Genomic DNA, 23125 nt, shown 5'->3' with positions numbered 1-23125 from the left:
GGTATAGGGTTCATGGTGTCGATAATGTCGGGGCTGTACTGGAAAAGGTAATTATGAAGCCCTCATGGCGACGATAATAGGAGCAAATCACTAAAAAGGTAATCATAAAGCTCTTATGGCTACGATAATGATAAGCTCCCTAAGAAAAAGGTCACCATAAAACTCTCATGGTAACGATAGTTAGAGCACAACATTAGAAAAGGTAATCATGAAGCAATTATGGTGCCGAAAAAAGGATGGATCCATCAAAAAAGGTCACCATAAAACCCTCATGGAACCGATAAATAGAGTCAACCACTACAAAACGTAACCATGAACCCGATTTCTGAGCTCCTCCTCACAACTGTGACCCACACCAACCAAAAACCAGGTAACAAAAAACAGCACCTACTTCGTTAGTAGGTGCTGCACTCGAACCTAAGCCACTCCAAAATTCCAAATCCTCTACTCCGCAATCTTATCCTTCGTCCAATTCCAGAGCCAGACGGTGTCGTCCTTGAATTGTTCCATGACCTGTTTCCATTTTGGAGTTTCTTCCTTGATAACCTCTTTCAGAACTTCAGTCTTTTCCTTAATCGTTTCGGTGATTTTTGAATTGTCACTTTCATCATCCGCTTCTGCCACATCATCTGAAGTATCACTTTCTCCCGCCAGACGAGCATTCACCGATTCCACAGCAAACTCGCTCTCTTCAATATACGGTAAAGACTTTTCCATTATATCGTGGAAAATCGGTACAACATTGTCCGAACTACTGTTGGATAAATAATGCTCTCGGTCCGTTTGGTCATACCCCAACCAAACTGCACCAACCACATTAGGTGTGTACCCCACAAACCACTGATCCTTCGAGCCGTTCACATCCTCATATGGCAACTGAGTAGAACCCGTTTTCCCTGCTATCTCAACACCATCAATCTGAGCGGCCTCGCCAGTCCCAGACTCCACGACATTTAATAGCATCGATGTAACTTCACGAGCGGTCAATTTAGAGGTAACCTTCTTCGTTTCCCCTTTATGCTCGGCGATCACATTTCCAGTCGGACCGACAATCATCGTAATCAAATGGCTATCATGGTACTTTCCTTCATTGGCAAAAGTCGAGTAGGCCTCGGCCAATTTTACAGGAGAAATCCCCTTGTGCATACCGCCTAACGCGATTCCTAAATATTTGTCCTCATCGGTTAAAGGAATGCCGAATCGATTCAGGGCGTTGATTCCTTTTTCCAAGCCGATTTCATTTAACAACCATACAGTAGCAGAGTTGATCGAGTCTTGTGCTACTTCGTACATCGGAACCTCACCGCGATACACGCCATCTGGGTTTGTCGGAGAATAATTCCCATATGTTTTCTTTTCATCGATCAAAGTAGATGTGACCTCGTAGCCCTCTTCAATCGCAGGGGTATAAACTGCTAATGGTTTCATCGTTGAACCTGGCTGTGCCTTTAGGTGTGTTGCGCGGTTAAAGCCACGGAATACATAATCGCCACGACCGCCGACTAATCCAAGCACGCCACCTGTTTTCGCATCAAGCATGACGGCACCACTCTGAACAATTTCGCCTCCACGTCCTCGAGGGAATGTAGAATCCTTCGCATAGACTTCTTCCATCGATGATTGGATATTTTGGTCCATATTTGTATAGATTTTATAGCCTCTTGTTAAAATTTCTTCCTGCGTTAAACCATATCCATTAATCGCTTCATCTAACACTGCATCCACATAATAAGGATAGTCCCGCTTAATAAAGCTTCCACCGCCATCCTCTAACTGAATCTCTTCATCCTTTGCAGCCTTATATTCCTCATCATTAATGAAGCCCATATCCTTCATCCGGCCTAAAACAACATTTCTTCGCTCAAGTGCTCGGTCCATATGCTGATACGGGTCACGAGCAGAAGGGGATTGAAGGAGCCCCGCTAGTAAAGCAGCTTCACTAATCGTGACATCCCCGATATCTTTATTGAAATATTTTTTCGAAGCATTGCTAATTCCCCAAGCGCCACTTCCGAAATACACCTGGTTAATGTACATTTCCAGGATTTCTTCTTTTTTGTACGTCTTTTCAAGCTCCAATGCTAAAAATAATTCCTCTGCCTTGCGTCGATACGTTTTCTCTGGAGACAGCAAGGCGTTTTTCGCAAGCTGCTGCGTAATCGTACTCCCTCCGCCAGTGATTCTTCCGGCTAAAAGGTTTTTGAAAAACACGCGCACAATCCCTTGTAAATCGAAGCCGTTATGCTCATAAAAACGGTGGTCCTCAATGGCCACAACGGCATTGCGAACATGCTCGGGGATCTCTGAGCCACTCACACCAGATGTTCGATTCGTTGTGATGTTCGTGGCTACCTTACCATCCTTGTCATAAATAACAGTCGGCTGATTCAAACCAGCTTTCAAGGATTCCACGTTGGCCTGACTCGCCAACACAGCAAAATAAATAATCGCAAAAAGAATAACGGATAAACCTAATAACAGTAATATTTGTGTAAAATGCATTCTCTTCCAAAAACGCATAAATTTTTCCCAATAGGGTTTTAATCTTTCCATTTTTATCTCCCGTTTCGATAATTCTCGTCCCACTAATAAAAACAATCTTTCTCATGATATGAAGCTTTCATGAATTTAGACCAGTAAATTTGGCTATCTCTCATTATACATCAACTTATAGCAGTGCATAATCACTATGATTGCATACAGTATAGATCATTCATTTAGATAGATAAAGAATAGGAGACTGCACTTTTACATATACATGTTTAAAAATCGTCGTAAAGGACTATGAATTTTAAAATTTGTAATATAACCCCCGAGTAAATTACAAAATGTCTGATTGAAATTCACAGAATATTCTCCTTTTGAACTAGAGCCTTATCCTTCTTTTTACCCTCCTAATATTTTGGAATCGAGATAAAGATAGGGCTATTTTCACAGTGGTTAATAGATGAAAAGATGGGAGAATTTGACGAAAATGTGAATCGATGATAGTTAATATATAGGACTTTAGGATAAAACTGGAAATTATATTTATATAGAATTTAAGTTTTTTAATAATATACATACCATTAGGACATCTGACAAAGGGGAGAATTGAACTTGAAATGGATGCGCGTTCTATTTATTTTCACAGCACTACTATTTATTGTGGCTTGTTCGGATAAGGAAGAAAAAAAAGAGACAGCACAAGAAGAGGAAGTTGTAGAGGCGGTAAAACAGGAAAAGAAAGTAGAATATCCGGTAGCTCCTACGGTACCTGAGGAGATTGTTCAACAGGCAAGTGGAATCGAATCAAATGAAGAAAGTATTACAGAAGAACTCATGTCTGAATTTGAAACTGAAGGACAGACACCAGATTCTATCTATAATGGCCTTGTCCATTGGTTTGCACAGGACTATCAAGAAGTATATGCACAGCTTCGCGATTTTGAGCCTGATTATGGGGAATTGGATATTACAAAGGGTGAAGAGAACAAGGTCAAAAATATTGCCATCCACTTGGATTCCAGTGGAAGTATGGCTGCAGCAGTTCCAGGCGGAATAAAAATGGATCTATCGAAAGCGGCCTTAAAACAATATGCATCCGGCTTACCGAGCGATAGCCTAGTATCGTTACGCGTGTATGGTCACGAAGGAACAGGGAGCGATTCGGATAAGTCGTTGTCTTGTTCAAGTACAGAAATGATGTATGGTGCTAGTACCTATGATGAAGCGACTTTCGCAAGTGCGTTAGAGAAGTTCAAGCCAAGTGGATGGACGCCTCTTGCCGCCTCCATTCAAAATGCTTATGAGGATTTAAAGGCAACGGCCACTGAGCAAACGGAGAACATTTTATTTGTGGTCAGTGATGGAATTGAAACATGTGGTGGAAATCCTGTGGAGGAAGCTCGTAAACTAGCAGAATCTGATTTGAACATTAAGGTCAATATCATTGGATTTAATGTGGATGATGAAGGCCAACAGCAGTTGAAGGAAACAGCGGAGGCAGGGAATGGGGAATATTTTACGGTCAACTCCAATATTGACCTGACTAATACAATCGATCAATTGCTTACAGATGCAAGAAAGACTTATGAGAGTAATTTTAAAAAGGCTGGATTAGGTACGAAGGTTAATTTTCGATTGGTGGAAATTACGGATGAAATTAATGATTTAGGGTTTGCGTTTAGAGGTGTTTTCGAAAAAGAGAATGGCCTCTTGTCAGACGCAGCCTATGAACTCTATTTGCAGGAAAAGATTACAGAAGAGGACCGAGAGGCAATTGAACAAATGATTGAACAGCGTTACGAAAGTCTTAACCAATTTAAAGAAACCTTGGTGCAAAAAGCCAAGGAGAAAAATGAACTGAAGCATCAAGAGCTAATATCCATCATCAATAACAGTTAAGGGTGTTTTTGTGCTAGGAAACAGCTGGCTCTTTTCTCAAATTTAGTAGCTGAATATCTATGAGATTTCAAAAGCAACCAAGTTTGAGAAAAGAGTTGTAGTTAAAGAAAGGAGGACGCCTATGCAGATTGTGGTCGATGAATCATTAGGCTTACCAATTGAGATTGTGAAGGATGCCATTATTAAAAAAGCAAGACTAAAAAATGATGGCTCCTTGTCCATGATTGTTCAGAAGGAAACAGGTGGATTGATTGCCAAAAGGCTGACATTGGAAAAAAAGAGTAAAGAGTTAGAGTTCGAGGAAATGATGCAGCTTTTAGAGCAGCATGAAGAGATCCTTTATGTGTACGACGCACATGTCATCAATGAGGGGTGGTTGAAACGATTGCGGACATGGGTGTATCCAAATCAAAAACTGTTTTTATTAGATGGTTCAGACAATCGCGCCTTTACCATCTATTTTTTAGAAAAATTAAAAGAAAAATCATTAGAAGAATTGTACCGTTCAAGTCCACATCAGAATAAAAAGTTCACCCTCACAAATGATTCAAAATATCAATCTAATTATCTACTTCTAAAAAAACTCAAACAAAAGCAATACTATCTGTTTGAAAGTAAAAGACAGATCAAAATAGTTTCCGGGAAAAAGCAGGATTTACTGGAACAGTTTTTGAGTATCCCTACGAGAGAAATCTACATAGCATCAAGGAGTCCGATTGAGCATAGCCATAATACGGTGAAATTTTATGAGTTACAAAAGCATAGTCTTCCAGTGTGTTCAGATCAGACAGATATATATATTCCACAATATGAAAACGTGTAACGGAGTGACGGATGAATGATTGATGCTAAGCGGAAAGCCATTATTTTTTTAACTATTGCATTTTTATTAGCGGTCGTGGCCGCCGGACTCATTCTCGTACAAATTAATGAAGCACAAACAAAGCTTGGCAAAACGGTTCAGGTAGCGGCAGCTTCAAAGAATATCGGGTCGTACCACGAGATTGGTGAATCCGATGTTACGTGGGTGGAATTGCCGGCTACAAGTGCCTATGAATCTTTTATTACGAGTGAACAGGAGCTGGAGGAAGCCATTTCTGTGGTCAATCTAAAAGAGGGTGAGCTCCTAACGAACTCTCAGGTTAGGAAAAAGCTAGACATTCCTGCAAATGAAAGAGTTGTGTGGTTAAATGCGACTGAAATCGTGCTGATTGACCAACAGGTGGCTGAAGGTGACCGGGTCGATATCGTCATCGTGACCAAGAATGCTGAAGAACAGTTAGAAACAAAGCGTATTTTAGAGAACATACCGGTCGTTCAAATCGAAGAGCAGACAGAGGGTGCTCCAAGGGTAAAGGTGGCCCTTTCGATCGAGGACGCTGAAGCGGTGATTCATTATCAAAATGCAGCAGTGCAAATTCGTGTTCTTAGGGTAAATCAAGCTTCTGCAGGAACTGAAGGAGTCTAGTTTTTTCTAAAAACTGCAGGATAATAGGAAGGATGCGTATCGTTGAGTAATTTTAAAGGTCTATTCATATCAAAAAATCAAGTGTGGAAAGAGCAATTAAGCAATCTATTAAATGATGATCAAATCGAGCTTACAACCGTTTCTGATTGGAAACGAACATTTTTAGAGCAGCAGCATTATCATTATATTTTTGTGGATTTAGAGACGATTGATGATCCGCGAAAGCTTCAAGTCCCTTCGACAAGCATATTAATAGGGCTAACGAGCGAGCATGATTTTGAGATCGGAAGAGAGCTACTTGTTGCGGGCGCGAAGGATTTGATCCTTTTTCCAGAAGAAGAACATCGCTTGAATCACCTGATTAAAGAATTAAACAACCAATTTCTTTTTCAAAAAGAAGCGGAGTCGGGGTATGGCACAGGTCAGGTTCATGCTTTTTATAGCGCAAAGGGTGGGAGTGGTAAAACTTTGCTTGCCTCGATGGTGGCGCAGTCCCTCAGTATTCACCAACAATTGAAGGTATTGGTGATTGACTTGAATGCCCAATTTGGGAATATCGAAGTCCTCTTTGGTAGTCAGCCATTCCGTTCTTATTATGATTTAATTCCGGTTATGGAAGAAATGGATATTCGCCATATTCAAAATATCGGCCAATACATAGAAGAAGCTAATCTCACCTTGATTACAGGTCCAACTGATCCGGCGAAGGCTGAGCAAATTCCAGACGAGTTGATCAGCAGGTTGATAAGGGTGGCGAAGAGCCAATACGACTTTGTCATTCTTGATTTGCCAACCTCCATCAATAATCTATCTTTCACAGGCTTAAACGAAGCGACGCATGTCCATTATGTGTTAACTCCAGATAGCCTCGGACTGCGAGCTTATAAGTATGCTGCAGAGATGTTTGACCGTTTCCAAATTGGAAAAAATGACAATCTTTCGATCATCGTGAATCGTGTCCATTCTAAGCTTGAGTTAACGGAAAAGGATATTTCAAAAATTCTTGATAGAGAAGTTCATGGACTTATTCATTCTGACTTTTTCTCGATTCAACCGACGCTCAATATGGGAGGAGCCTTTTTTAAAAAAGTGAAGGATAAAGGTTCAACAAAGGTTGCGAAAGATGTGAAGAAGTATTCAGATGAGCTGATTAAACGGACAATGAGGTGAGGATATGTCCTGGATTGAAAAAGCAGCGGTCATAGGCGCAAGGAATCAGAAGAATCAACAAGAGTGGAATGTTGGGCAATCGCAAATTGATATTTGGGTTCGTCATTACAAGGATCGCTTAATTAAAGAAGCGAATCTTGAGACTATTACGATGCTTCCACCAGTAGAGCGAAAAAAGACGATTGAACGCTTAGTCACGCAAATGATAAACGAGGAAAAAGTGATCATTACTTCTGACCAGATGGAGCAGATTATTCAGCAAATCATCAACGAGTCAGTCGGATATGGGCCGCTCGAAAGTCTATTGCGAGATGAATCGATTACCGAAATCATGGTCAATGGTCCGAACGAAATTTTTATCGAGAAGAACGGAAAAATTGAGAAGACACGGGTAAAGTTCAAGGATGATAATCATGTTCGTCATATTATTGATCGTATTATTGCTCCTTTGGGTCGGAGGATTGATGAAAGCTCGCCGATGGTCGATGCACGATTGCAAGATGGAAGCCGTGTGAATGCGGTCATTCCACCTATTAGTGTCGATGGTCCATCGATTTCTATTCGGAAATTCCAAAAGGATCCGTATACCTTAGATGATTTGAAGAACTTTGGCAGCTTTTCAGATGAAATGGCCGAATTTTTACAAGCGGCAGTACAAGCGAAATCCAATATTCTCGTATCCGGGGGAACCGGGAGCGGGAAGACGACTCTTTTGAACGTCTTATCTGCCTCCATTCCGAGAGGTGAGCGGATTGTCACGATTGAGGATATGGCGGAGCTGCGATTTACCCATGATAACTTAGTTCGCTTGGAAGCCCGCCCACCGAATATGGAGGGAAAAGGGGAAGTAACGATTCGTCATCTTGTGAAAAACGCCCTCCGGATGCGACCGGATCGTATTGTTGTCGGGGAGGTTCGTGGTTCAGAAGCAATCGATATGCTTCAAGCGATGAACACGGGTCATGAAGGTTCCTTAACAACGATTCACGCCAACAGCCCAAAGGACGCACTAGGACGTTTGGAATCGATGGTCATCATGTCTGGCCTTCCGTTGACGGTAGAGGTGATTCGAGGCTATTTCGTTGGTGCACTCGATTTGATTGTCCAAACCTCAAGATTTTCTGATGGTAAAAGAAGAATCGTTCACATTACCGAGCTTGTTGAGGAACAAGGACAAATCCAGTTAAGAGATATTTATCGTTATGAGCGCCAAGCTACCCTTGCAGATGGAACAGTTACAGGGCAATTTGTTAAAACAGACTATACCCCAAGAATATTGGAGCGGTTCCAGGCGTTTGGCATTCACTTGGTCCTAAATGATGTGGAAAGTGGTGTCTTTCCATGAACCTAAGTTGGATTGCCTTAACAGGAAGCATTTTTACCTTAATTGCCGGTATTTACTATGCTGTCCAAAGTAGAAATACCCGGAAAACCTATAAGCGAATGTACACATGGTTTGATAAGAAAAAGCAACAGGAAAGAAGAAGCTTTGTATTGCTAATTGGTGATAAGTACGACGACTCTGAACTGGCCGAAACCCTTAAGAAGAAGCTGATTCAAGGTGATATTCCTTTAAAGCCTTCGGAATATATGGGGATTTACATTCTCCTTTTAGCAGCCCTAACCTTTGTCAATGTCACGCTACTTGGACTATATACGATGATGGGATTTTTGTTTGCCTACTTAATTGTGGCGGTTGGGTCGAAGCTCTATTTAAGTTCGAGGAAGAACAAACGGACAGAGAGCTTTAACCAACAACTTCCGGAAGTATGCCGGATGATGGCAAATGGCATTAAAGCGGGTCAAACGATTCCCCAAGCGATCGAAATGGTCGGAAGGGATATTAAGGCTCCTAGTAAAGTCGAATTTCAGCAAATGGATTACCAGTTGAAGTTAGGGGATAGCTTAGAGCTTGTCATGAATGAATTTCGTGAAAGAGTTTCCAGCAATGATATCAATATTTTTGTGAGCACGATCTTAATTCAGCAAAGGGTAGGGGGGAATCTTGCCGAGGTTCTCACCAATATGGCAGAAACGCTTGAAGAAAGAAGTCGGGTGCATAAAGAAATCAAGACGATTACAGCTGAGAGTCGTTCGGTTGCTTACATTCTCATGGGCATGCCGGTATTAATGGCGTTAATGATGAACCTCTTTATTAAAGGCTTCTTAAACGTTCTTTTTACTCCGTTCGGTCTACTGATTTTTGCAGGTTTTGCCGCGATGAACTTTGTCGCATTTGTCATTATTAAAAGAATTACGACGATAAGGGTGTAAGGCTATGAAATTCTTAAGTCTTTTTTCGAGTGTTATGTTTATTAGCATATTAATCTTATTGTTTATTGGTTTTGTCTTTTTGTATTTATTTATTGCGAAAAAAGATAATTTGCTTAAAGCGAATGGACTTACGGAGAAAAAGAAAAAGAAGAAACAGAATTTGCGAGAGCGTTTCGTTATGCCACTCGTGAAGCTTGGGAAAAAAGCTGGTCCCATCGGTATTAATTATCCCTTTTTTACGGATATTCAAAAGACTGAAATACTGATTAATCAAGCAGGGAATCCCTTGGGCATGCATCTTCAGGATTTTTATGGGTTTCGCTTTGTGTTAGCGATGTGTGGTCTAGGTTTTGGGTCATTCTATAGTTTCATAGGATTGCCTTTTGCGATGCCAGTTATTCTCTTGGCTATCTTTGGTGGCCTATTCGGGCCGAATGTCTGGATTTATTTTAAAGCGAAGAACAGGCAGGAAATGATTAGTATAATGATGCCGGATTTTCTTGATACAGTTAGTGTTACTTTGTCAGCAGGGGTTAGCTTAGATGGAGCATTAAAGCAGGTAACGAAGCAGTTCGAGGGGCCGTTAAGTGAAGAGATTGACCGTTTTAACCGAGAAATTGAGTTAGGGGTAACGCGCTCGAGTGCATATCAAGGATTAATTGATCGGAGTTCTTCAAAAGAGCTGCACTCTCTTGTTAATGCTCTTATGCAAGGTTCCAACTTGGGGGTTCCCGTCTCAAGAACCTTTAAATTGCAAGCGGATGACTTAAGAGCCACACGTGGCTTTGCTGCAAAGGAAAAAGCAGCAAAGGCAAGTCCATTAATCACGCTAGTAACCACATTTTTTATAGCGCCATCCGTTATTGGCTTAATTTTAGGATTGCTAGCTTTAAACCTTATATATAATCCGGAAGCATTTGGATTGGATCACTTTTTCTTTTAGGTGGGAGGGAGGATTTTATTACTTTGAAAAATAGGCGGAAAAATTCCGGCTAAATCAAGAAGTTTACCTATCTTCACAACAAATAAGCGGAATTTTTCCGGTTAAGCTATCCATTTTCATGATTTAAAGGCTGTTTAGGTTATTTAAGCGGAAAATCTCCGCCAATTTCACTTAATCTTCATTCATTTTTCGAAATAAACGGAATTTCTCCGGTTATGTGGTGGGTACGTCTGTCGAAAACACTTACGAAAAAACCATAAGTTTTTTCGTAAGAAAATAAACAATAGGCGTTTAAAACAAATTTTACGATATTAGGAGGATGAACATGTTGATGAAGAAAGCTTGGAACAAAATGAATTCTGTGTATGCACGCTATGTAAACAATGAAAAGGGGGCACAAGCCTTAGAGTGGGTGGCACTTGGTCTTGTAGTATTAGCGATTATGGGTGTCATTGCAGCAGGGTTAGATGGTGATACCTCTTTAGGTAAAACGATTATTAGGAAATTGAAAGAAATGATTGAAGGACTATAAGGATAGTATGGGCAAAGGATGAGGTGATGTCGTTGAAGGGGATTTTTAAAAGATATATTAAAAATGAACGAGGCTCGCAGGCGATTGAGTTTGTCGCGATGTTCCCTTTAATCATTCTCTCCATCCTAATAATTTGGCAAATTGGTCTTATTGCTTTTTCGTTAGTAGTCGGTGAATCTGCTGCCAGAGATGGGGCAAGAGCTGCGGCCATACATGATCCTGATTGGAGGGCGGTTGCGGAAAGGTCTGCATCTGGGATAAAAGTAGAGGTGTCAGGTGGACCGGGAACGGTAGACGCCCATGTATTTGTGAAGATCACAGCTCCGATAGTTAAGCTCCCCTTGATTGGTGACATGGAATTTACTTATACAGTCGATGCGGTCATGCCTATGGAGGATGATACCGATGAAAACTAATAAACTGAAATCCTATTTAAAAAATGAACAAGGCAGCGGGACTCTCCTGATCATGGTCGGCATGGTTCTAGCTGCCATCTTTTTTGGCTTGCTCTTTTTTGATTTTTCCAATGTCTTTATTAATAAAAGGGTCACGCAAACCGGGGCCGATGCGGCCGCGATTGCAGCTGCGAAAACAGCAAATGATTATATGAAAGACGAATTACAGACGAAAACCCAGGAGGAGCTTGATAAGCTTGGGGAGGAATGGGAGAAATTTTTAGAAGAAGCTTTGGAGGATTTGGAAGAAGAGGAGGGAGAGGAAGATGGCGATGAGGAAACGCCTCCACCAGATCCACCTTCTACTGAGGAACTCTTAGATTTGTTTGTGGATATGAAAGAAGCAATGATGGGAAAGAGTATGCCAGGGGATGTAAGGGCATGGCTCCTTAATCATTCTGCCAAGGTAAAGGCTATGACAGCTATGAAATTTTTCTTTGATGATGATGAGGTCAATGATATGTCCTGTAAAGTTGTTCGCAATCATTTAGAGGACGCCAGAGAAGAAGCAGAAGAATACGCAGAGAAGAATCAAAACGATCACGTATCGGAATTTACTTTTATCCCAGAGGATTTTCGAATCTATGTTGAAACGGACCGAAGGGGGAAATTCACCACTGTTCCAGATGGGGAGGTTCCTGCGATAACATCTGAATCCTCAGCGATAATTGGGGATCCGGAAGGTTATACGATTTCTTGCAACTAAATCTTTAAGGATGGTGAAGGAGGAAAAGGGATGCCTCAAAAGGAAAAATGGGTTGGATTTTTCATATGTATGATTACAGTCCTTTATCTACAGGCATTTTTAGTACATCCAATTTATGCTAATGTAGAAGATATACAAACTGATGGTCAGAATATTCACGAAACAGATATATCCGATGGCAAGGGAGAATCCGTCGGTGGCGGGGGAGAAAATGTTCCTTGGTGGAAAAAGGCGTGGAACAAAGTAAAAGATATTGGTAATAAAGGGATTGACCTTATCGAAGACATTGGTGACTCCATTGGGGATCAGTGGAATGAATTTCTCGATTGGTCATCAGATGCCTGGGATAGTACGAAGGACTGGATCTCTGATGTCGGAGGTGACATTGGAGATTGGTTCAAAGATGTCGGCAGCTCGATCGGAGAATTTTTCTCGGATGCCTGGGATTGGATTCAGGAGAATGAATGGGTCCAAACGATAGCAGCAGGTTTATTAGCAACAGTGATCATCATCGGTGGTGCTTTCTTGATTGTTGGAAGTTTGCCAGCTATAGCCGTAATTGTGGTTGTTGCTGGTCTTGCAATCGGGGTTGGTTTCTTATATCAGTGGTTAGCAGGAGAAGATTATAATTTCTTCGGCGCCTTGGGAGCTTCCTTAGTAGGCGGACTTGTCGGTTATTTCGGAATGACAACTGGCGCATTTGCCGCAGGCTGGACATGGTTAAGACACACGGCAGGGCCGGCTGCTTGGTCATGGATTAAGGGAACGGCCGTCCCTTGGGTGGTTGGACGAGGGAGTGCTGCTTGGAGCTGGATGAAAACAGCTGCCTATCCATGGATTCGAGGGAAAGCCGTTTCGAGTTGGCGTTGGTTTAAGGGTTTGCCTGCTTGGGGGCAAATTGGTACAGCATATACTCGGTCTGGTGTTTTGGGGAGAATATTAAAAGGTTTAGGAATTGGGTCAGCGGCAGGTGCTGTATCAAATTTAACATTGCAGATAATTAAATTGTGGGCAAATGGAGAAGCGTTTTCTGTTAAAAGTCTTTTAGTTGATACCGTTGCTGGAGGTATTACTGGGGCATTATTAGGACCAATTATAGTTCCGGGGTTAATATTAAGTGGTTCATTAGTAACAGTTCTAGGGATATATGGTGGATTTGAGAACATGATTGCTGAAGGTTTTAAAACGGGCGACTTTCTTAACTGGCAGAACTTTGTTGCAGGATCACTTACGGCATTTTTATCTGTTAAATTATTGTCACCTATTATTGGGAGTATATTTGATAGATTTATTAAAGAACCTACTGGCATCCTTGAAGATAGTATCACAAAAGGCATTGAGGAACAGATAAAGAATCTAATAAATGATGGTCTACCTAGTAATGAAAATAATGCACCAAATAAACCTTCAGAAAAGCCAACACCAAAACCAACTGAACCTACGGATGCTCAGATGGAAAAAAATACACCAGATTCAGATATTCCGTCTGACAATCCTACAAATAATCCAACGGATCGAATTGAAAAAAATCCTGTTAAAAATCCTATGGGTGGGGGTGTAAACCCTCAACCCTTAAATTAGAATGTAACAAATAATGAGGTGAGAAGTTGAAAAAGAAACACTTTACAATTATTACTTACACTTATTATCTTGTAGTCATTGTTATATTTGTATTGTATGCAAGCCAAGTGATGGATGAAAATTGGATGATAGATTTCCAAGATCAAAAATATAACTTAGTATTATTTGGTGGTTTATTTTTTATAGCATTAATACTAACTGCAATAGATGGAGCAGGTGTAAGGGATAAAAGTAATAAAGTTACTATAAATATGATATATGGCGGACTATCCCTTGCGACATTCTTCCTTGTATGGAGATTATTAATGGGAATATTTTAAAAGAAATTTACTGATTTCTTTTTTGTAAAATCTGGAATAAAAAATAAATAATCAACAAAAGAAATCTGTCTATATTCCCTTAAACCTCAATCACTACATTGGAAATATGAGGTGGAAATTTGAATAAAAAGAAATTCTCTATCATTACTTGGTCTTACGTAGGTGTAGTAGTGCTAATATTTGGGATCTATTTAGCTCGAAATATGGATGAAAATTGGGAAATTAATTTAGATGGTCAGAGAGGGAATATGTATACATTTCTAGGACTAATATTCATTGCTTGTATACTTACTGCTGTTGATTTTGCAGGAATTAATGAAAAAAGCAATAAAAAAACAAAAAGTACTATTTATGTTGGTCTTTCTGTGGCTGCATTTTTTCTTATTTGGAGGGCAGCGACTGCACTCGTTTAATCCTGTTGAGAAATGAAAAACTTTCAAACAAAATGCAAAAGTCAGGACTTTTATTGCGGTCTAAAAGAGTCCATAAGTCTCAGAAACTATTCCTCTAGAAAAAACGTAAAACTTATAAAATGAAAATACTGGAAGATGTTCTTTTGAAGGAGGAGACTATGAAACGAAAAGTGCAACTGTTTGGTTTTCTTTGCTGTGTAATACTTCTAGTCGCCTGTAGCAATGCGGATAAGAGCGAAACAAAAGCAAAGGAAGCAGAGAAAAATAAATATGAAAAATTAGTAGAACAGAAAAACAGCGAACTTGAGCTTCTGCCTCTTGAATTGACTTCATACGCTGAGGAAATCGGTGCTACGCTCAGTAAGCCCAAATACCAAAAATTCGCGGCAAATGGAAAAGTGACGATTGAGGGGAAGATTGAACAAGCTAGTCAGCTACAAGCAGACTATGCATGGATTAAGATTCGATCGAATGAAGAAGGTCCAGCCGGTTCAGAGCATGAATATTATGCTCCGATTAAGGATGGAGCCTTTAAACAAACGATTCATTTTTTTAACGGGGAAGGCGATTATCAAGTAACCGTCCAGCTCCCAAGTACGGACGCAGAGGATTATTTTTATGATACAGCAAGTTTTGAAGTGATCAACGTTAATCCAGAGCAGCAAAGAGATCTCACTTACACACCGTTTGGAATTTTAGCTGGGTTATCACTGGACTTAAAAACAAGTTATGTAAAAGAAAACCAGACTTTCCTACTTAAAGGAGAGGCGTCGAATCTGACGAATGGTGACTCGGTTATGCTGAGTGTGACAAAGGATTCGGAGGAATGGAAGCATCTTTTACCGATAAAGGATGGAAAATTTGAATATGAGGTGCCGCTGTTCTATGGAAAGGGTCTGCACGAGATAGAGGTATTAGTCCCAGATGCAGAAAGCGAAAATTATTATCAGCTTGGGACAAATATTTTAGTAGATAACGAGTCAGAACAGTTGATGAAGCCAATTGAATTCTCGGATGTTTATATTGAGCGCGGAGTTACCTTGGAGGAACCGACATTTGGTGGAGTCATCTCTGAGGGAGAGTATCATATCAAAGGTTCAATTGACCCGAACGCTGAATTTGCGGAAGAAACGACTCATATTTATGTTACCTCGGTAAAAGGGGAGGATGAGGCATTAGATGTCATTCCAGTTAAGGATTTCTCCTTCGATGATTCGTTCTATTTAAGGTTCGGACCGGGGACTTATGAAATTACCGTAAGTGTTCCAGAGATTATAGAGGAAAATAGCGATCGTTTTCGTTATTTTGGATTTGCGAAGTTCGAGGTCGAATCTACGGGTGAGGATAAAAGAGATTTGCTTCCAGCCAGAGGTGTACAATCAGACGATCCGAAAATTATCCAACTAGCTGAGGAAATAACACAAGGAAAAGCCACCGTACGAGAGAAAACCAAAGCAATCTATGATTATGTCGCACAGAATATTTCTTACGATGTGAGTAAAATGAAAAACGATGAGTTTGAATGGGATGATAGTGCACTTAAAACGCTTGAGGAAAAAACAGGTGTTTGCCAAGACTATGCTTATTTGGCGATTGCCTTACTAAGGGCGGCTAATATCGAAGCAAGATTCATAGAGGGTACGGCTATGGGTGGGTTCTGGCCATCCAAACACGCCTGGGTCGAAGCGAAGGTCGACGGAAACTGGCTTGTGATGGACCCAACTTGGGGAGCTGGCTATATCAAAGACGACCAATTTGTGGCTGCTTTTAATGAGGAGTATTTTGACCCAAATATGCAAGAGTTTGAGAAAACACATTACCGAACAGGTGTAATGTATTAAAAAAACGTGGTGAGTGCTCTTGAATTCAAAACGCTTGACGAAAAACTCAAATTTTTTCGTCAAGCGTTTTTTAGATTTCACAATATGAGAACGTTATATCTTAAACCGATCTGTTTGTTTCTTGAGGTGATCGGAAATCATCTTCATAATAGAATGTTCTTTTATTGTTCATTGTTGATTTTTTGATTTTCGACAGATGTATCCACTAAACCGGAGAAATTCCGTTTATTTTGAAAATTAATGAATATTAGATGAGATTGGTGGAGATTTTCCGCTTAAATGACCCAAAAATCCTTAAAATCATGAAAATGGATAGCGTAACCGAAAAAATTCCGCTTACTTGTATGAAAATAGGTGAATTTCTTGATTTAGCCGGAATGTATCCGCTTATTTTTCAATGTGATAAAATCAACACCCACCTTTTACAGAGCATAATATAAGAAAAAAACGCCATATAAAATGGCGTGAATGTTAGTGCTCTGTATTGTCGGTTACATTGCTTTGCTGTTCAGCATTCGGATCAATGTCACCGTATCCCATAGCTGGATTGGTATGTTCCTTATGATACTGTGTTCCTGATCCTTGCTGGTTGGTCATGTTGCTTGCATTCTGCTTCTTCTTATCACCATTTGATTGAGTAGACAAAAAGTTCACCTCCTTCACACTCACATAGGATGTGAAGTATTGGTGAAATTATTCGAACAAGTTGATTTACATGGCAGGGAAGGATGATTTACGTAATCTATCAAAAATGACTCTATTTATAGGTGCCTAATCTGCCTAACATTTGGTAAAATAGAAATTGAAACCATTTTACATAGAGATGCTAGAAGCATTTTAATAGAATTTTAGATAAAGGTAGGTGGCAGATGTGGGTTTAGATTGGCTGTTGGAACTATTAAAGGGCACGCTTAAGCTTTTTCTTCATCCGGTATTTTATTATTGCTTTTTTATCGCGGCTGCATTAGGCGTTTCACGAGTAAAAAGGGAGCGCAAAAACTTCTCGGTTCGCTCGGAGAATGCTTATTTTGAATTAAGACAGCTACTTCCATTGGGGATTGTCATCGGGATTGGCATATCGATCGTGACCATCACAGCGGGTATCACGATTCCGTTCGCAACGATTCTTTTTATGGCGGTACTCACCATCCTTTTAAGCGCGACAACAAAACCTCGCCTGATTGCACCTGTCTATGTTGTTGGCTTAGCCTTTTTCCTAACGGTAGTTGCAGGAGGGGAAGAGTGGTCCGTACCATTATTCCGTGATGCATTTCATCAATTAGACGAGAAAATCTTTCCTTCAATCGCGGCACTGCTTTCCTTATTAGTCATCGGAGAGGGACTCTTGATTCTTATTAATGGGAAAAAAGGGACATCACCTAAGCTAATGAAAAGTAAAAGGGGTCAAAGAGTAGGATTGCATGAAGTGAAGCGTTTATGGATGGTCCCCGTGTTCTTGTTCATACCAGGAACGGCGTTGCAGGCTCCATTTGAATGGTGGCCGGTATTTTCAATTGGAACCGAAAGCTATTCAATGATTCTCGTGCCATTTGCGGTTGGATTCCATCAGCAAATACAGGGCATGCTTCCAAAGGTGGCTATCCAGGCTTTTGGTAAAAAAGTTGTGGCGTTGGGTATCTTTTTGGCACTTCTATCCGTCGGAAGCTACTGGCTACCGATTTTAGCGATAGGGGTTGTGGCAATCGCCATTGTTGGACGTGAAGTTTTGACATTAAGACAACGAATAAAAGATGACGATTCACCATTTTATTTTTCCAAACAAAATCATGGTGTCATGATCCTAGGTGTGCTACCAGGCTCACCTGCGAGTAAAATGGCGCTTCAGGTTGGGGAACTCGTGACAAAGGTGAACGGAACGCTCGTCCACGATGAGCAAACCTTCTACGAAGCCCTCCAACGAAATCGAGCTCACTGTAAACTCGAGGTACTAGACGTCAATGGCCAAGTCCGCTTCGTTCAAAGAGCGCTCTATGAAGGCGATCATCACGAATTAGGAATCCTCTTCGTTCAGGAAGAGAAGAAGTGGGGAACGGCAGCGGTTTGATGCATAACAATTATAGAAACACAACGCCTTAATTGGGGCGCTGTGTTTTTTTGTGGGTTTTATGTATGTAATGGTTACAGTTATCAAAAGCCACCTCTTCTATACTTTAATCTATTTACTTCCTTAGTCAATTCGTCGATTTGTTGTTGCATTTCTTTGAATTTCCCATCTAATTCTTCCTGAACTTTTTTTTCGTTTTCTACTTCCATTTTATATTCTTCAATAGAATCTAGAACCGAGAGCAATGCAAGAAATTCTTCAATGATAGCAACGAACGATACCGTTAGTGCGAGTCTAAGGCTAGAAGGGAGGTCTGATTGATCATTCTCTTCTTTGTTTGTCGAATTAAACATAGACGAGCTCCTTTGTTTGTAAATGATATTAAAAATTTATGCATTGGGAATTTAAATCATTCGATTTTTACTTTTGAGAGTTCGATGTAAAAAATCAACTAATTGTAATGACGACCTTCCCCTGGGTATGCCCTTCTTCAAAATACCTAAAGGCATCAGCAACTTCATTAAGCTTATACCGTCTATCAATGACCGATTTTACTTTGCCATCTGCAAGTAGTTCTCTTAGAATATTGAGATCTTCTTGGTTCGATTTCTGCAGCAGATTGCTCATTTTCTTATTACTCGTCATGGAAATAAAAGGTCCGAGCAGTAGAGTTTGATACATTTGAGTTTCGGTACCGCCTACATGAACAAAGATCCCATTTGGTTTTAGTGATCGTTTATAAGCTGAGATAGGGTGGGAGCCATTGACACCAAGAATCAAGTCATACTTCTCTGCATTTTGAGTGAAATTTTTTTTTGTATAGTCGATGACATGGTCTGCTCCGAGTGAATGTAAAATATTTATATTTCGTGTACTACACACACCGGTAACTTCTGCTCCGCTTGATTTGGCGATCTGTACAGCGAATGTACCGACGCCACCAGACGCACCGTTAATTAATACTTTTTGGCCAGACTGGATCTTGCCTTTATCACGTAATCCTTGTAGGGCAGTAACACCTGCCATCGGCGCGGCAGCTGCTTCTTCAAACGTGATATTGGCTGGTTTCAAGGCTAAGGCTTGTTCTGGAGCAGTAGCGTGTTCAGCAAAACTACCCCATCCACATGCAGAAAGATCTCCAAACACTTCATCTCCGATGCGAAACTGCGTAACATTTTTACCAACAGCTTCGACGATCCCAGCAATATCCCCACCTGGAATCGGATATTTTGGTCGCCGCATTCCGAAAGCAAAGCGAGCTAAATAGGGTTCTCCTTTTAAAAGAACAAGATTGCCAAAGTTTATTGAAGCCGCTCGAATCTTGACCAACATTTGATTTTCTGTCGGTACCGGTTTTTCAACCTCCTTTAATTCGAGGACATCGGGTGAACCATATTTCGGACTAATGATCGCTTTCATCCATCCCCCTCCAAAAGTTATTGATGATAATAATACGAATATATGAAAGGAGAAATTCGCAAAAATATACGAATTTACAAATCTTTATTGATTTCAAACGGCCACTCGTCTATGAATGCATAAGAAATCCTTATGATCCACTATAAACAAATTGAAATTAACTTCTTCTGCCTCGTGAGATAGGATCATATCTATAATGTACAGTTGGGAGGAAGCTTTCATGGAAACTGAAATCACAATTAGATTAGCGAATGAACAAGATTTAGATAAGATTGTTGAAATGCTTGCTGATGATGAATTGGGAAGGAATCGTGAGCGTTATGAACAGCCTCTCCCGGAAAGTTACATAAAAGCATTTGATGCTATCACATCGGATCCAAATAATGAATTGGTAGTCGCTTGTCAGGGAAATGAAGTAATTGGTGTGCAACAGATTACATTTACCCCTTACATTACATACCAAGGTGGATGGAGAGCTACGATTGAAGGAGTGAGAACATCCTCTCAAGTACGTGGTAAAGGAGTAGGAACGAAATTGATAAAATGGGCGATTCAACGTTCGAAGGATCGCGGTTGTCACTTGGTTCAACTAACAACAGATAAGCAAAGAGTTGATGCATTACGTTTTTATGAGAGTTTGGGTTTTAAGGCGACACATGAGGGATTAAAGCTGAAACTAGAATAGTAATCTTTTAGAGAAAGGGGGGGCAAAAAAAGTTGAATGAAATCATAGGAAAAGTCATCGCGGTTAGTCGAAGTGAAAAACATACGTTCAGTAAAGAAAATCTACAAAAGGTAAAATTAGTAAAAGGATTAGGGGTTGAAGGGGATGCCCATTTCGGCGTGAATGTTAAACATCGGTCAAGAGTGGCACAGGATCCAAACCAGCCGAATTTAAGGCAAGTCCATTTGATTCAAAGTGAATTGTTCGAAGAATTAGCTGAGCGTTTTAAGGTCGAACCTGGACAAATGGGTGAAAATATTACTACTGTCGGAATTAATCTTCTTGAACTGCCGACGGACACACTCTTGTATGTTGGTCAGAGTGCCATTGTCAAATTAACGGGGTTACGAAACCCATGTGCTCAAATCGATAATTTTAAACATGGGCTCTTAAAAGCTGTTTTAGATAAAGATGCTGAAGGCAATTTAGTTAGAAAAGCAGGAGTCATGGGAATTGTTATCCATGGTGGAGAAGTAAAGCCTGGAGATTCCATCCGTGTTGAACTGCCACCAAAACCATTTAAAAAGCTGGAGCGCGTTTAACGATAGGGGGAGAAGAGAAGATGAAAACGGTTGTTGAAAGAATCAATCATTGGATCAACGTTTTACCTAAAGAGTTCAAATTAATGTCTGAAGAGGAAGCTTCAAATCGACCATTGCCAAATAAGTGGTCAAAAAAAGAAATCTTAGGACATCTTTGCGATTCTACCATTAATAATATGGAGAGGTTTATCAAAATTCAATATGAAGAAGAGGTGTATGTGATCCAAACGTATAACCAAGAACAATGGGTCACACTGCAAAATTATCAGGCTCTCCCAGTTAATGAAATCATCGATCTTTTTCAGGCATTGAATAAACAAATCGTTCACATTGTGAACAATATTCCTGATGAGAAGTTAATGAATCTTTGTGATATAGGGGATAACGAATTAAAGACCTTAAAGTGGTTGATCCAAGATTATGTTGATCATATGGAGCACCATATCAACCAAATTAAGAATCGGGATGAATGAAAGGAGGCAGCAGATTGGAGATTTTAAAATATCGTGAATCGGATTGTGAGGCGATTGTTTCCTTGTTTTATGAAACGATTCATTCGGTCAATGCGAAGGATTACTCACAAGAGCAATTAGATGCATGGGCACCAAGGGATGAAAGGGACGTAAAAATGCAATCTTGGAAAGTATCCTTGGGAAAAAATATTACTTTCGTTGCAAAGATCAATCATCAAGTAGTGGGATTTAGTGACTTAACCAGAGACGGACATCTGGATCGACTGTTCGTACATAAGGATTATCAAGGAATGGGAATAGCAACTGCATTAGTGGAAAGATTAGAATCTGAGGCGAAAAAGTTAAATCTGAACGAAATTGATACAGATGCGAGCATTACAGCAAGGCCATTTTTTGAATCTCGCGACTACAAAGTCGTCCGATCGCAAGCGAATGAGCGCAGAGGTGTTATATTGGTCAATTTTAAAATGGTGAAAAAATTGTCCTAGGAAAACCTCTTTAATACTTATGTTTCTCAATAACCGTCTCCAATGCAGAATGATACTCTTTTTCGTAATGCCCTTCTGGACAAGATTTAATTACAATAGGATTGAGTATGCTTGATGTGCTATTCATCAATACTTTATTGCAATGAGGGCATTTATCCATAAATAAGTTTTTAATGAAATTCATCACTAAATTCCTCCATACACTTTAATTCCTATCAGTTTAATATGAATTATAATAAGGAAAATTGTTTCTTTCAATAGTTATTTTATGCGAATGTCCAAGAAGTGTGAGTGAGTGGCATACTTTCGTTCGATTTCATCAAATTAAAAAGCAATGTTGACAATATACCTATAGGGGTATATTATAAATCATATCCCTTTTGTTATTATTGGCTTTGTACATCGTAATTATCGCTGATATAATGAATAAAAGTGTAACGTAAATAGTAGGGGTGAAAAGATGGATTACAATGACCAAATGAAGAATAGAGTGAAACGGATTGAAGGTCAACTAAGAGGGATTCTAAAAATGATGGAAGAGGATAAGGACTGCAAAGAGGTTATTACTCAACTATCTGCAGTAAGATCAGGCATTGATCGTACCATTGGCGTTATTGTTAGTTCCAACTTAGTTGAGTGTGTTCAGAAAGCTGAATCTGAAGGCGAAAAGAGCATGGAAGAGTTGGTAAAAGAAGCTGTAAATCTACTAGTGAAAAGCCGATAAAAAAGGGTTCTACCCTCTTTTTATTTGCATTTTTATATACCCTTAGGGGTAATTATTTTTATTTATTTGAATACCCATGCGGGTATAAATTAGGAGGAAACATCATGTCAGAAAAAAAGAAAACAACGATCATCTTATTTAGTGGGGATTACGATAAAGCGATGGCTGCTTACATTATTGCGAATGGAGCGGCAGCTTATGATCATGAAGTGACTATTTTTCACACGTTTTGGGGATTAAATGCTCTTCGAAAAGCAGAAAATATTCCTGTGAAAAAAGGCTTTATGGAAAAAATGTTTGGAAAAATGATGCCAAGAGGCGCAGATAAAATGGGCTTATCGAAAATGAATTTCGCAGGGTTTGGTCCAAAAATGATAAAGGACGTGATCAAGAAGCATAATGCTATGACACTTCCACAATTGATTGAAATGGCGCAAGAACAAGATGTGAAATTGGTAGCTTGTACGATGACGATGGATTTATTAGGACTACAAGAAGAGGAACTTTTAGACAATATTGAATATGCAGGTGTGGCTGCGTACTTAGCAGATGCACAAGAAGGAAATGTGAATCTATTTATCTAGTGATTTGAGGAGGAAAC

At 40.0% G+C, this 23125-nt stretch carries 25 protein-coding genes; 21 read left to right on the top strand and 4 right to left on the bottom strand.

Features of this window, described 5'->3' with window-relative positions:
* Positions 1–444 precede the first annotated feature (444 nt).
* Positions 445–2553 carry a transglycosylase domain-containing protein gene (locus FAR12_RS01910; RefSeq protein ID WP_126405585.1) on the bottom strand — a complete coding sequence of 703 codons (2109 nt, stop codon included), beginning with the start codon at positions 2551–2553 and terminating at the stop codon, positions 445–447.
* A 555-nt stretch (positions 2554–3108) separates the two neighbouring features.
* Between FAR12_RS01910 and FAR12_RS01905 the strand changes: the two genes are divergently transcribed.
* The 14 genes from FAR12_RS01905 to FAR12_RS01840 all read left to right on the top strand — a co-directional run bounded on the left by FAR12_RS01905 (position 3109) and on the right by FAR12_RS01840 (position 16089).
* Positions 3109–4386, top strand: a complete 1278-nt coding sequence (locus tag FAR12_RS01905; protein ID WP_246010280.1) for a VWA domain-containing protein — start codon at positions 3109–3111, stop codon at positions 4384–4386.
* A 121-nt stretch (positions 4387–4507) separates the two neighbouring features.
* Positions 4508–5209 (top strand): hypothetical protein, encoded by a 702-nt coding sequence (locus tag FAR12_RS01900; protein ID WP_126405581.1) that lies wholly within the window; start codon positions 4508–4510, stop codon positions 5207–5209.
* Between the two features lie 15 nt (positions 5210–5224).
* Positions 5225–5854 carry a Flp pilus assembly protein CpaB gene (gene cpaB / locus FAR12_RS01895; protein ID WP_126405579.1) on the top strand — a complete coding sequence of 210 codons (630 nt, stop codon included), beginning with the start codon at positions 5225–5227 and terminating at the stop codon, positions 5852–5854.
* 42 nt (positions 5855–5896) lie between these two features.
* Complete coding sequence (locus tag FAR12_RS01890) at positions 5897–7024, top strand: CpaE/TadZ family protein (protein ID WP_126405577.1); 1128 nt, start codon at positions 5897–5899, stop codon at positions 7022–7024.
* 4 nt (positions 7025–7028) lie between these two features.
* Complete coding sequence (locus tag FAR12_RS01885) at positions 7029–8369, top strand: TadA family conjugal transfer-associated ATPase (RefSeq protein ID WP_126405574.1); 1341 nt, start codon at positions 7029–7031, stop codon at positions 8367–8369.
* Positions 8366–9298: a type II secretion system F family protein gene (locus FAR12_RS01880; protein ID WP_126405572.1), complete on the top strand. Its 933-nt coding sequence runs from the start codon at positions 8366–8368 to the stop codon at positions 9296–9298. Before FAR12_RS01885 ends, FAR12_RS01880 begins: the two co-directional genes overlap by 4 nt.
* Before the next feature lie 4 nt (positions 9299–9302).
* Entirely contained in the window at positions 9303–10241 is a 939-nt protein-coding gene (locus FAR12_RS01875; protein ID WP_126405570.1) for a type II secretion system F family protein, read from the top strand.
* A gap of 325 nt (positions 10242–10566) precedes the next feature.
* The gene (locus FAR12_RS01870; RefSeq protein WP_126405569.1) at positions 10567–10773 is read left to right on the top strand and encodes a hypothetical protein; all 207 of its coding nucleotides are present in this window, start codon (positions 10567–10569) and stop codon (positions 10771–10773) included.
* Between the two features lie 32 nt (positions 10774–10805).
* Positions 10806–11189, top strand: a complete 384-nt coding sequence (locus FAR12_RS01865) for a TadE/TadG family type IV pilus assembly protein (protein ID WP_170972051.1) — start codon at positions 10806–10808, stop codon at positions 11187–11189.
* Positions 11179–11934, top strand: coding sequence for a pilus assembly protein TadG-related protein (locus tag FAR12_RS01860; protein WP_170972050.1), 756 nt, complete (start codon positions 11179–11181; stop codon positions 11932–11934). The genes FAR12_RS01865 and FAR12_RS01860 overlap by 11 nt, the downstream gene beginning before the upstream one ends.
* Positions 11935–11964: 30 nt before the next feature.
* Positions 11965–13515: a phage tail tape measure protein gene (locus FAR12_RS01855; protein WP_126405564.1), complete on the top strand. Its 1551-nt coding sequence runs from the start codon at positions 11965–11967 to the stop codon at positions 13513–13515.
* A gap of 26 nt (positions 13516–13541) precedes the next feature.
* Entirely contained in the window at positions 13542–13835 is a 294-nt protein-coding gene (locus FAR12_RS01850) for a hypothetical protein (protein ID WP_126405562.1), read from the top strand.
* Positions 13836–13954: 119 nt separating this feature from the next.
* Positions 13955–14248: a hypothetical protein gene (locus tag FAR12_RS01845; protein WP_126405560.1), complete on the top strand. Its 294-nt coding sequence runs from the start codon at positions 13955–13957 to the stop codon at positions 14246–14248.
* Positions 14249–14406: 158 nt separating this feature from the next.
* A complete protein-coding gene (locus tag FAR12_RS01840) occupies positions 14407–16089 on the top strand; it encodes a transglutaminase-like domain-containing protein (RefSeq protein WP_126405558.1) in 1683 nt (560 codons plus the stop codon).
* 471 nt (positions 16090–16560) lie between these two features.
* On the opposite strand, the gene FAR12_RS23220 is transcribed toward FAR12_RS01840, so the two are convergent.
* A complete protein-coding gene (locus FAR12_RS23220) occupies positions 16561–16734 on the bottom strand; it encodes a hypothetical protein (protein ID WP_170972049.1) in 174 nt (57 codons plus the stop codon).
* 226 nt (positions 16735–16960) lie between these two features.
* On the opposite strand from FAR12_RS23220, the gene FAR12_RS01835 reads away from it, so the two are divergent.
* Positions 16961–18154, top strand: a complete 1194-nt coding sequence (locus tag FAR12_RS01835; RefSeq protein WP_126405556.1) for a PDZ domain-containing protein — start codon at positions 16961–16963, stop codon at positions 18152–18154.
* Between the two features lie 83 nt (positions 18155–18237).
* On the opposite strand, the gene FAR12_RS01830 is transcribed toward FAR12_RS01835, so the two are convergent.
* Both FAR12_RS01830 and FAR12_RS01825 read right to left on the bottom strand, forming a co-directional pair.
* The gene (locus tag FAR12_RS01830; RefSeq protein WP_126405554.1) at positions 18238–18507 is read right to left on the bottom strand and encodes a hypothetical protein; all 270 of its coding nucleotides are present in this window, start codon (positions 18505–18507) and stop codon (positions 18238–18240) included.
* A gap of 94 nt (positions 18508–18601) precedes the next feature.
* Positions 18602–19573, bottom strand: coding sequence for an NAD(P)-dependent alcohol dehydrogenase (locus FAR12_RS01825; protein ID WP_126405552.1), 972 nt, complete (start codon positions 19571–19573; stop codon positions 18602–18604).
* 220 nt (positions 19574–19793) lie between these two features.
* Between FAR12_RS01825 and FAR12_RS01820 the strand changes: the two genes are divergently transcribed.
* From FAR12_RS01820 to FAR12_RS01795, 6 genes are all read left to right on the top strand, one after another.
* On the top strand, positions 19794–20258 hold the full coding sequence (locus FAR12_RS01820; protein ID WP_126405550.1) for a GNAT family N-acetyltransferase: 465 nt from the start codon (positions 19794–19796) through the stop codon (positions 20256–20258).
* Positions 20259–20299: 41 nt separating this feature from the next.
* On the top strand, positions 20300–20839 hold the full coding sequence (locus FAR12_RS01815; protein ID WP_126405778.1) for an MOSC domain-containing protein: 540 nt from the start codon (positions 20300–20302) through the stop codon (positions 20837–20839).
* Positions 20840–20859: 20 nt separating this feature from the next.
* Positions 20860–21312 (top strand): DinB family protein, encoded by a 453-nt coding sequence (locus FAR12_RS01810; RefSeq protein WP_126405548.1) that lies wholly within the window; start codon positions 20860–20862, stop codon positions 21310–21312.
* Positions 21309–21800 carry a GNAT family N-acetyltransferase gene (locus FAR12_RS01805; RefSeq protein ID WP_425456121.1) on the top strand — a complete coding sequence of 164 codons (492 nt, stop codon included), beginning with the start codon at positions 21309–21311 and terminating at the stop codon, positions 21798–21800. Before FAR12_RS01810 ends, FAR12_RS01805 begins: the two co-directional genes overlap by 4 nt.
* Positions 21801–22260: 460 nt before the next feature.
* Positions 22261–22524, top strand: a complete 264-nt coding sequence (locus FAR12_RS01800; protein WP_126405545.1) for a metal-sensitive transcriptional regulator — start codon at positions 22261–22263, stop codon at positions 22522–22524.
* A 104-nt stretch (positions 22525–22628) separates the two neighbouring features.
* The gene (locus FAR12_RS01795) at positions 22629–23108 is read left to right on the top strand and encodes a DsrE/DsrF/DrsH-like family protein (protein WP_126405543.1); all 480 of its coding nucleotides are present in this window, start codon (positions 22629–22631) and stop codon (positions 23106–23108) included.
* The last annotated feature ends 17 nt before the right edge of the window (positions 23109–23125 follow it).

The organism is Bacillus yapensis, assembly GCF_005280205.1.
Classification (GTDB): Bacteria; Bacillota; Bacilli; order Bacillales; family Cytobacillaceae; genus Robertmurraya; species Robertmurraya yapensis.
Note: the sequence above shows the minus strand (reverse complement) of the source record. Positions and strands in the feature narration are given on the sequence as shown.

Excerpts from the sequence above, each read along its gene's own strand:
- FAR12_RS01910 (WP_126405585.1), bottom strand. The coding sequence starts at position 2,553 with ATGGAAAGATTAAAACCCTATTGGGAAAAATTTATGCGTTTTTGGAAG.
- FAR12_RS01905 (WP_246010280.1), top strand. The coding sequence starts at position 3,109 with ATGCGCGTTCTATTTATTTTCACAGCACTACTATTTATTGTGGCTTGT.
- FAR12_RS01900 (WP_126405581.1), top strand. The coding sequence starts at position 4,508 with ATGCAGATTGTGGTCGATGAATCATTAGGCTTACCAATTGAGATTGTG.
- cpaB (WP_126405579.1), top strand. The coding sequence starts at position 5,225 with ATGATTGATGCTAAGCGGAAAGCCATTATTTTTTTAACTATTGCATTT.
- FAR12_RS01885 (WP_126405574.1), top strand. The coding sequence starts at position 7,029 with ATGTCCTGGATTGAAAAAGCAGCGGTCATAGGCGCAAGGAATCAGAAG.
- FAR12_RS01880 (WP_126405572.1), top strand. The coding sequence starts at position 8,366 with ATGAACCTAAGTTGGATTGCCTTAACAGGAAGCATTTTTACCTTAATT.
- FAR12_RS01875 (WP_126405570.1), top strand. The coding sequence starts at position 9,303 with ATGAAATTCTTAAGTCTTTTTTCGAGTGTTATGTTTATTAGCATATTA.
- FAR12_RS01870 (WP_126405569.1), top strand. The coding sequence starts at position 10,567 with ATGTTGATGAAGAAAGCTTGGAACAAAATGAATTCTGTGTATGCACGC.
- FAR12_RS01860 (WP_170972050.1), top strand. The coding sequence starts at position 11,179 with ATGAAAACTAATAAACTGAAATCCTATTTAAAAAATGAACAAGGCAGC.
- FAR12_RS01855 (WP_126405564.1), top strand. The coding sequence starts at position 11,965 with ATGCCTCAAAAGGAAAAATGGGTTGGATTTTTCATATGTATGATTACA.
- FAR12_RS01840 (WP_126405558.1), top strand. The coding sequence starts at position 14,407 with ATGAAACGAAAAGTGCAACTGTTTGGTTTTCTTTGCTGTGTAATACTT.
- FAR12_RS01830 (WP_126405554.1), bottom strand. The coding sequence starts at position 18,507 with ATGTTTAATTCGACAAACAAAGAAGAGAATGATCAATCAGACCTCCCT.
- FAR12_RS01825 (WP_126405552.1), bottom strand. The coding sequence starts at position 19,573 with ATGAAAGCGATCATTAGTCCGAAATATGGTTCACCCGATGTCCTCGAA.
- FAR12_RS01820 (WP_126405550.1), top strand. The coding sequence starts at position 19,794 with ATGGAAACTGAAATCACAATTAGATTAGCGAATGAACAAGATTTAGAT.
- FAR12_RS01810 (WP_126405548.1), top strand. The coding sequence starts at position 20,860 with ATGAAAACGGTTGTTGAAAGAATCAATCATTGGATCAACGTTTTACCT.
- FAR12_RS01805 (WP_425456121.1), top strand. The coding sequence starts at position 21,309 with ATGAAAGGAGGCAGCAGATTGGAGATTTTAAAATATCGTGAATCGGAT.
- FAR12_RS01800 (WP_126405545.1), top strand. The coding sequence starts at position 22,261 with ATGGATTACAATGACCAAATGAAGAATAGAGTGAAACGGATTGAAGGT.
- FAR12_RS01795 (WP_126405543.1), top strand. The coding sequence starts at position 22,629 with ATGTCAGAAAAAAAGAAAACAACGATCATCTTATTTAGTGGGGATTAC.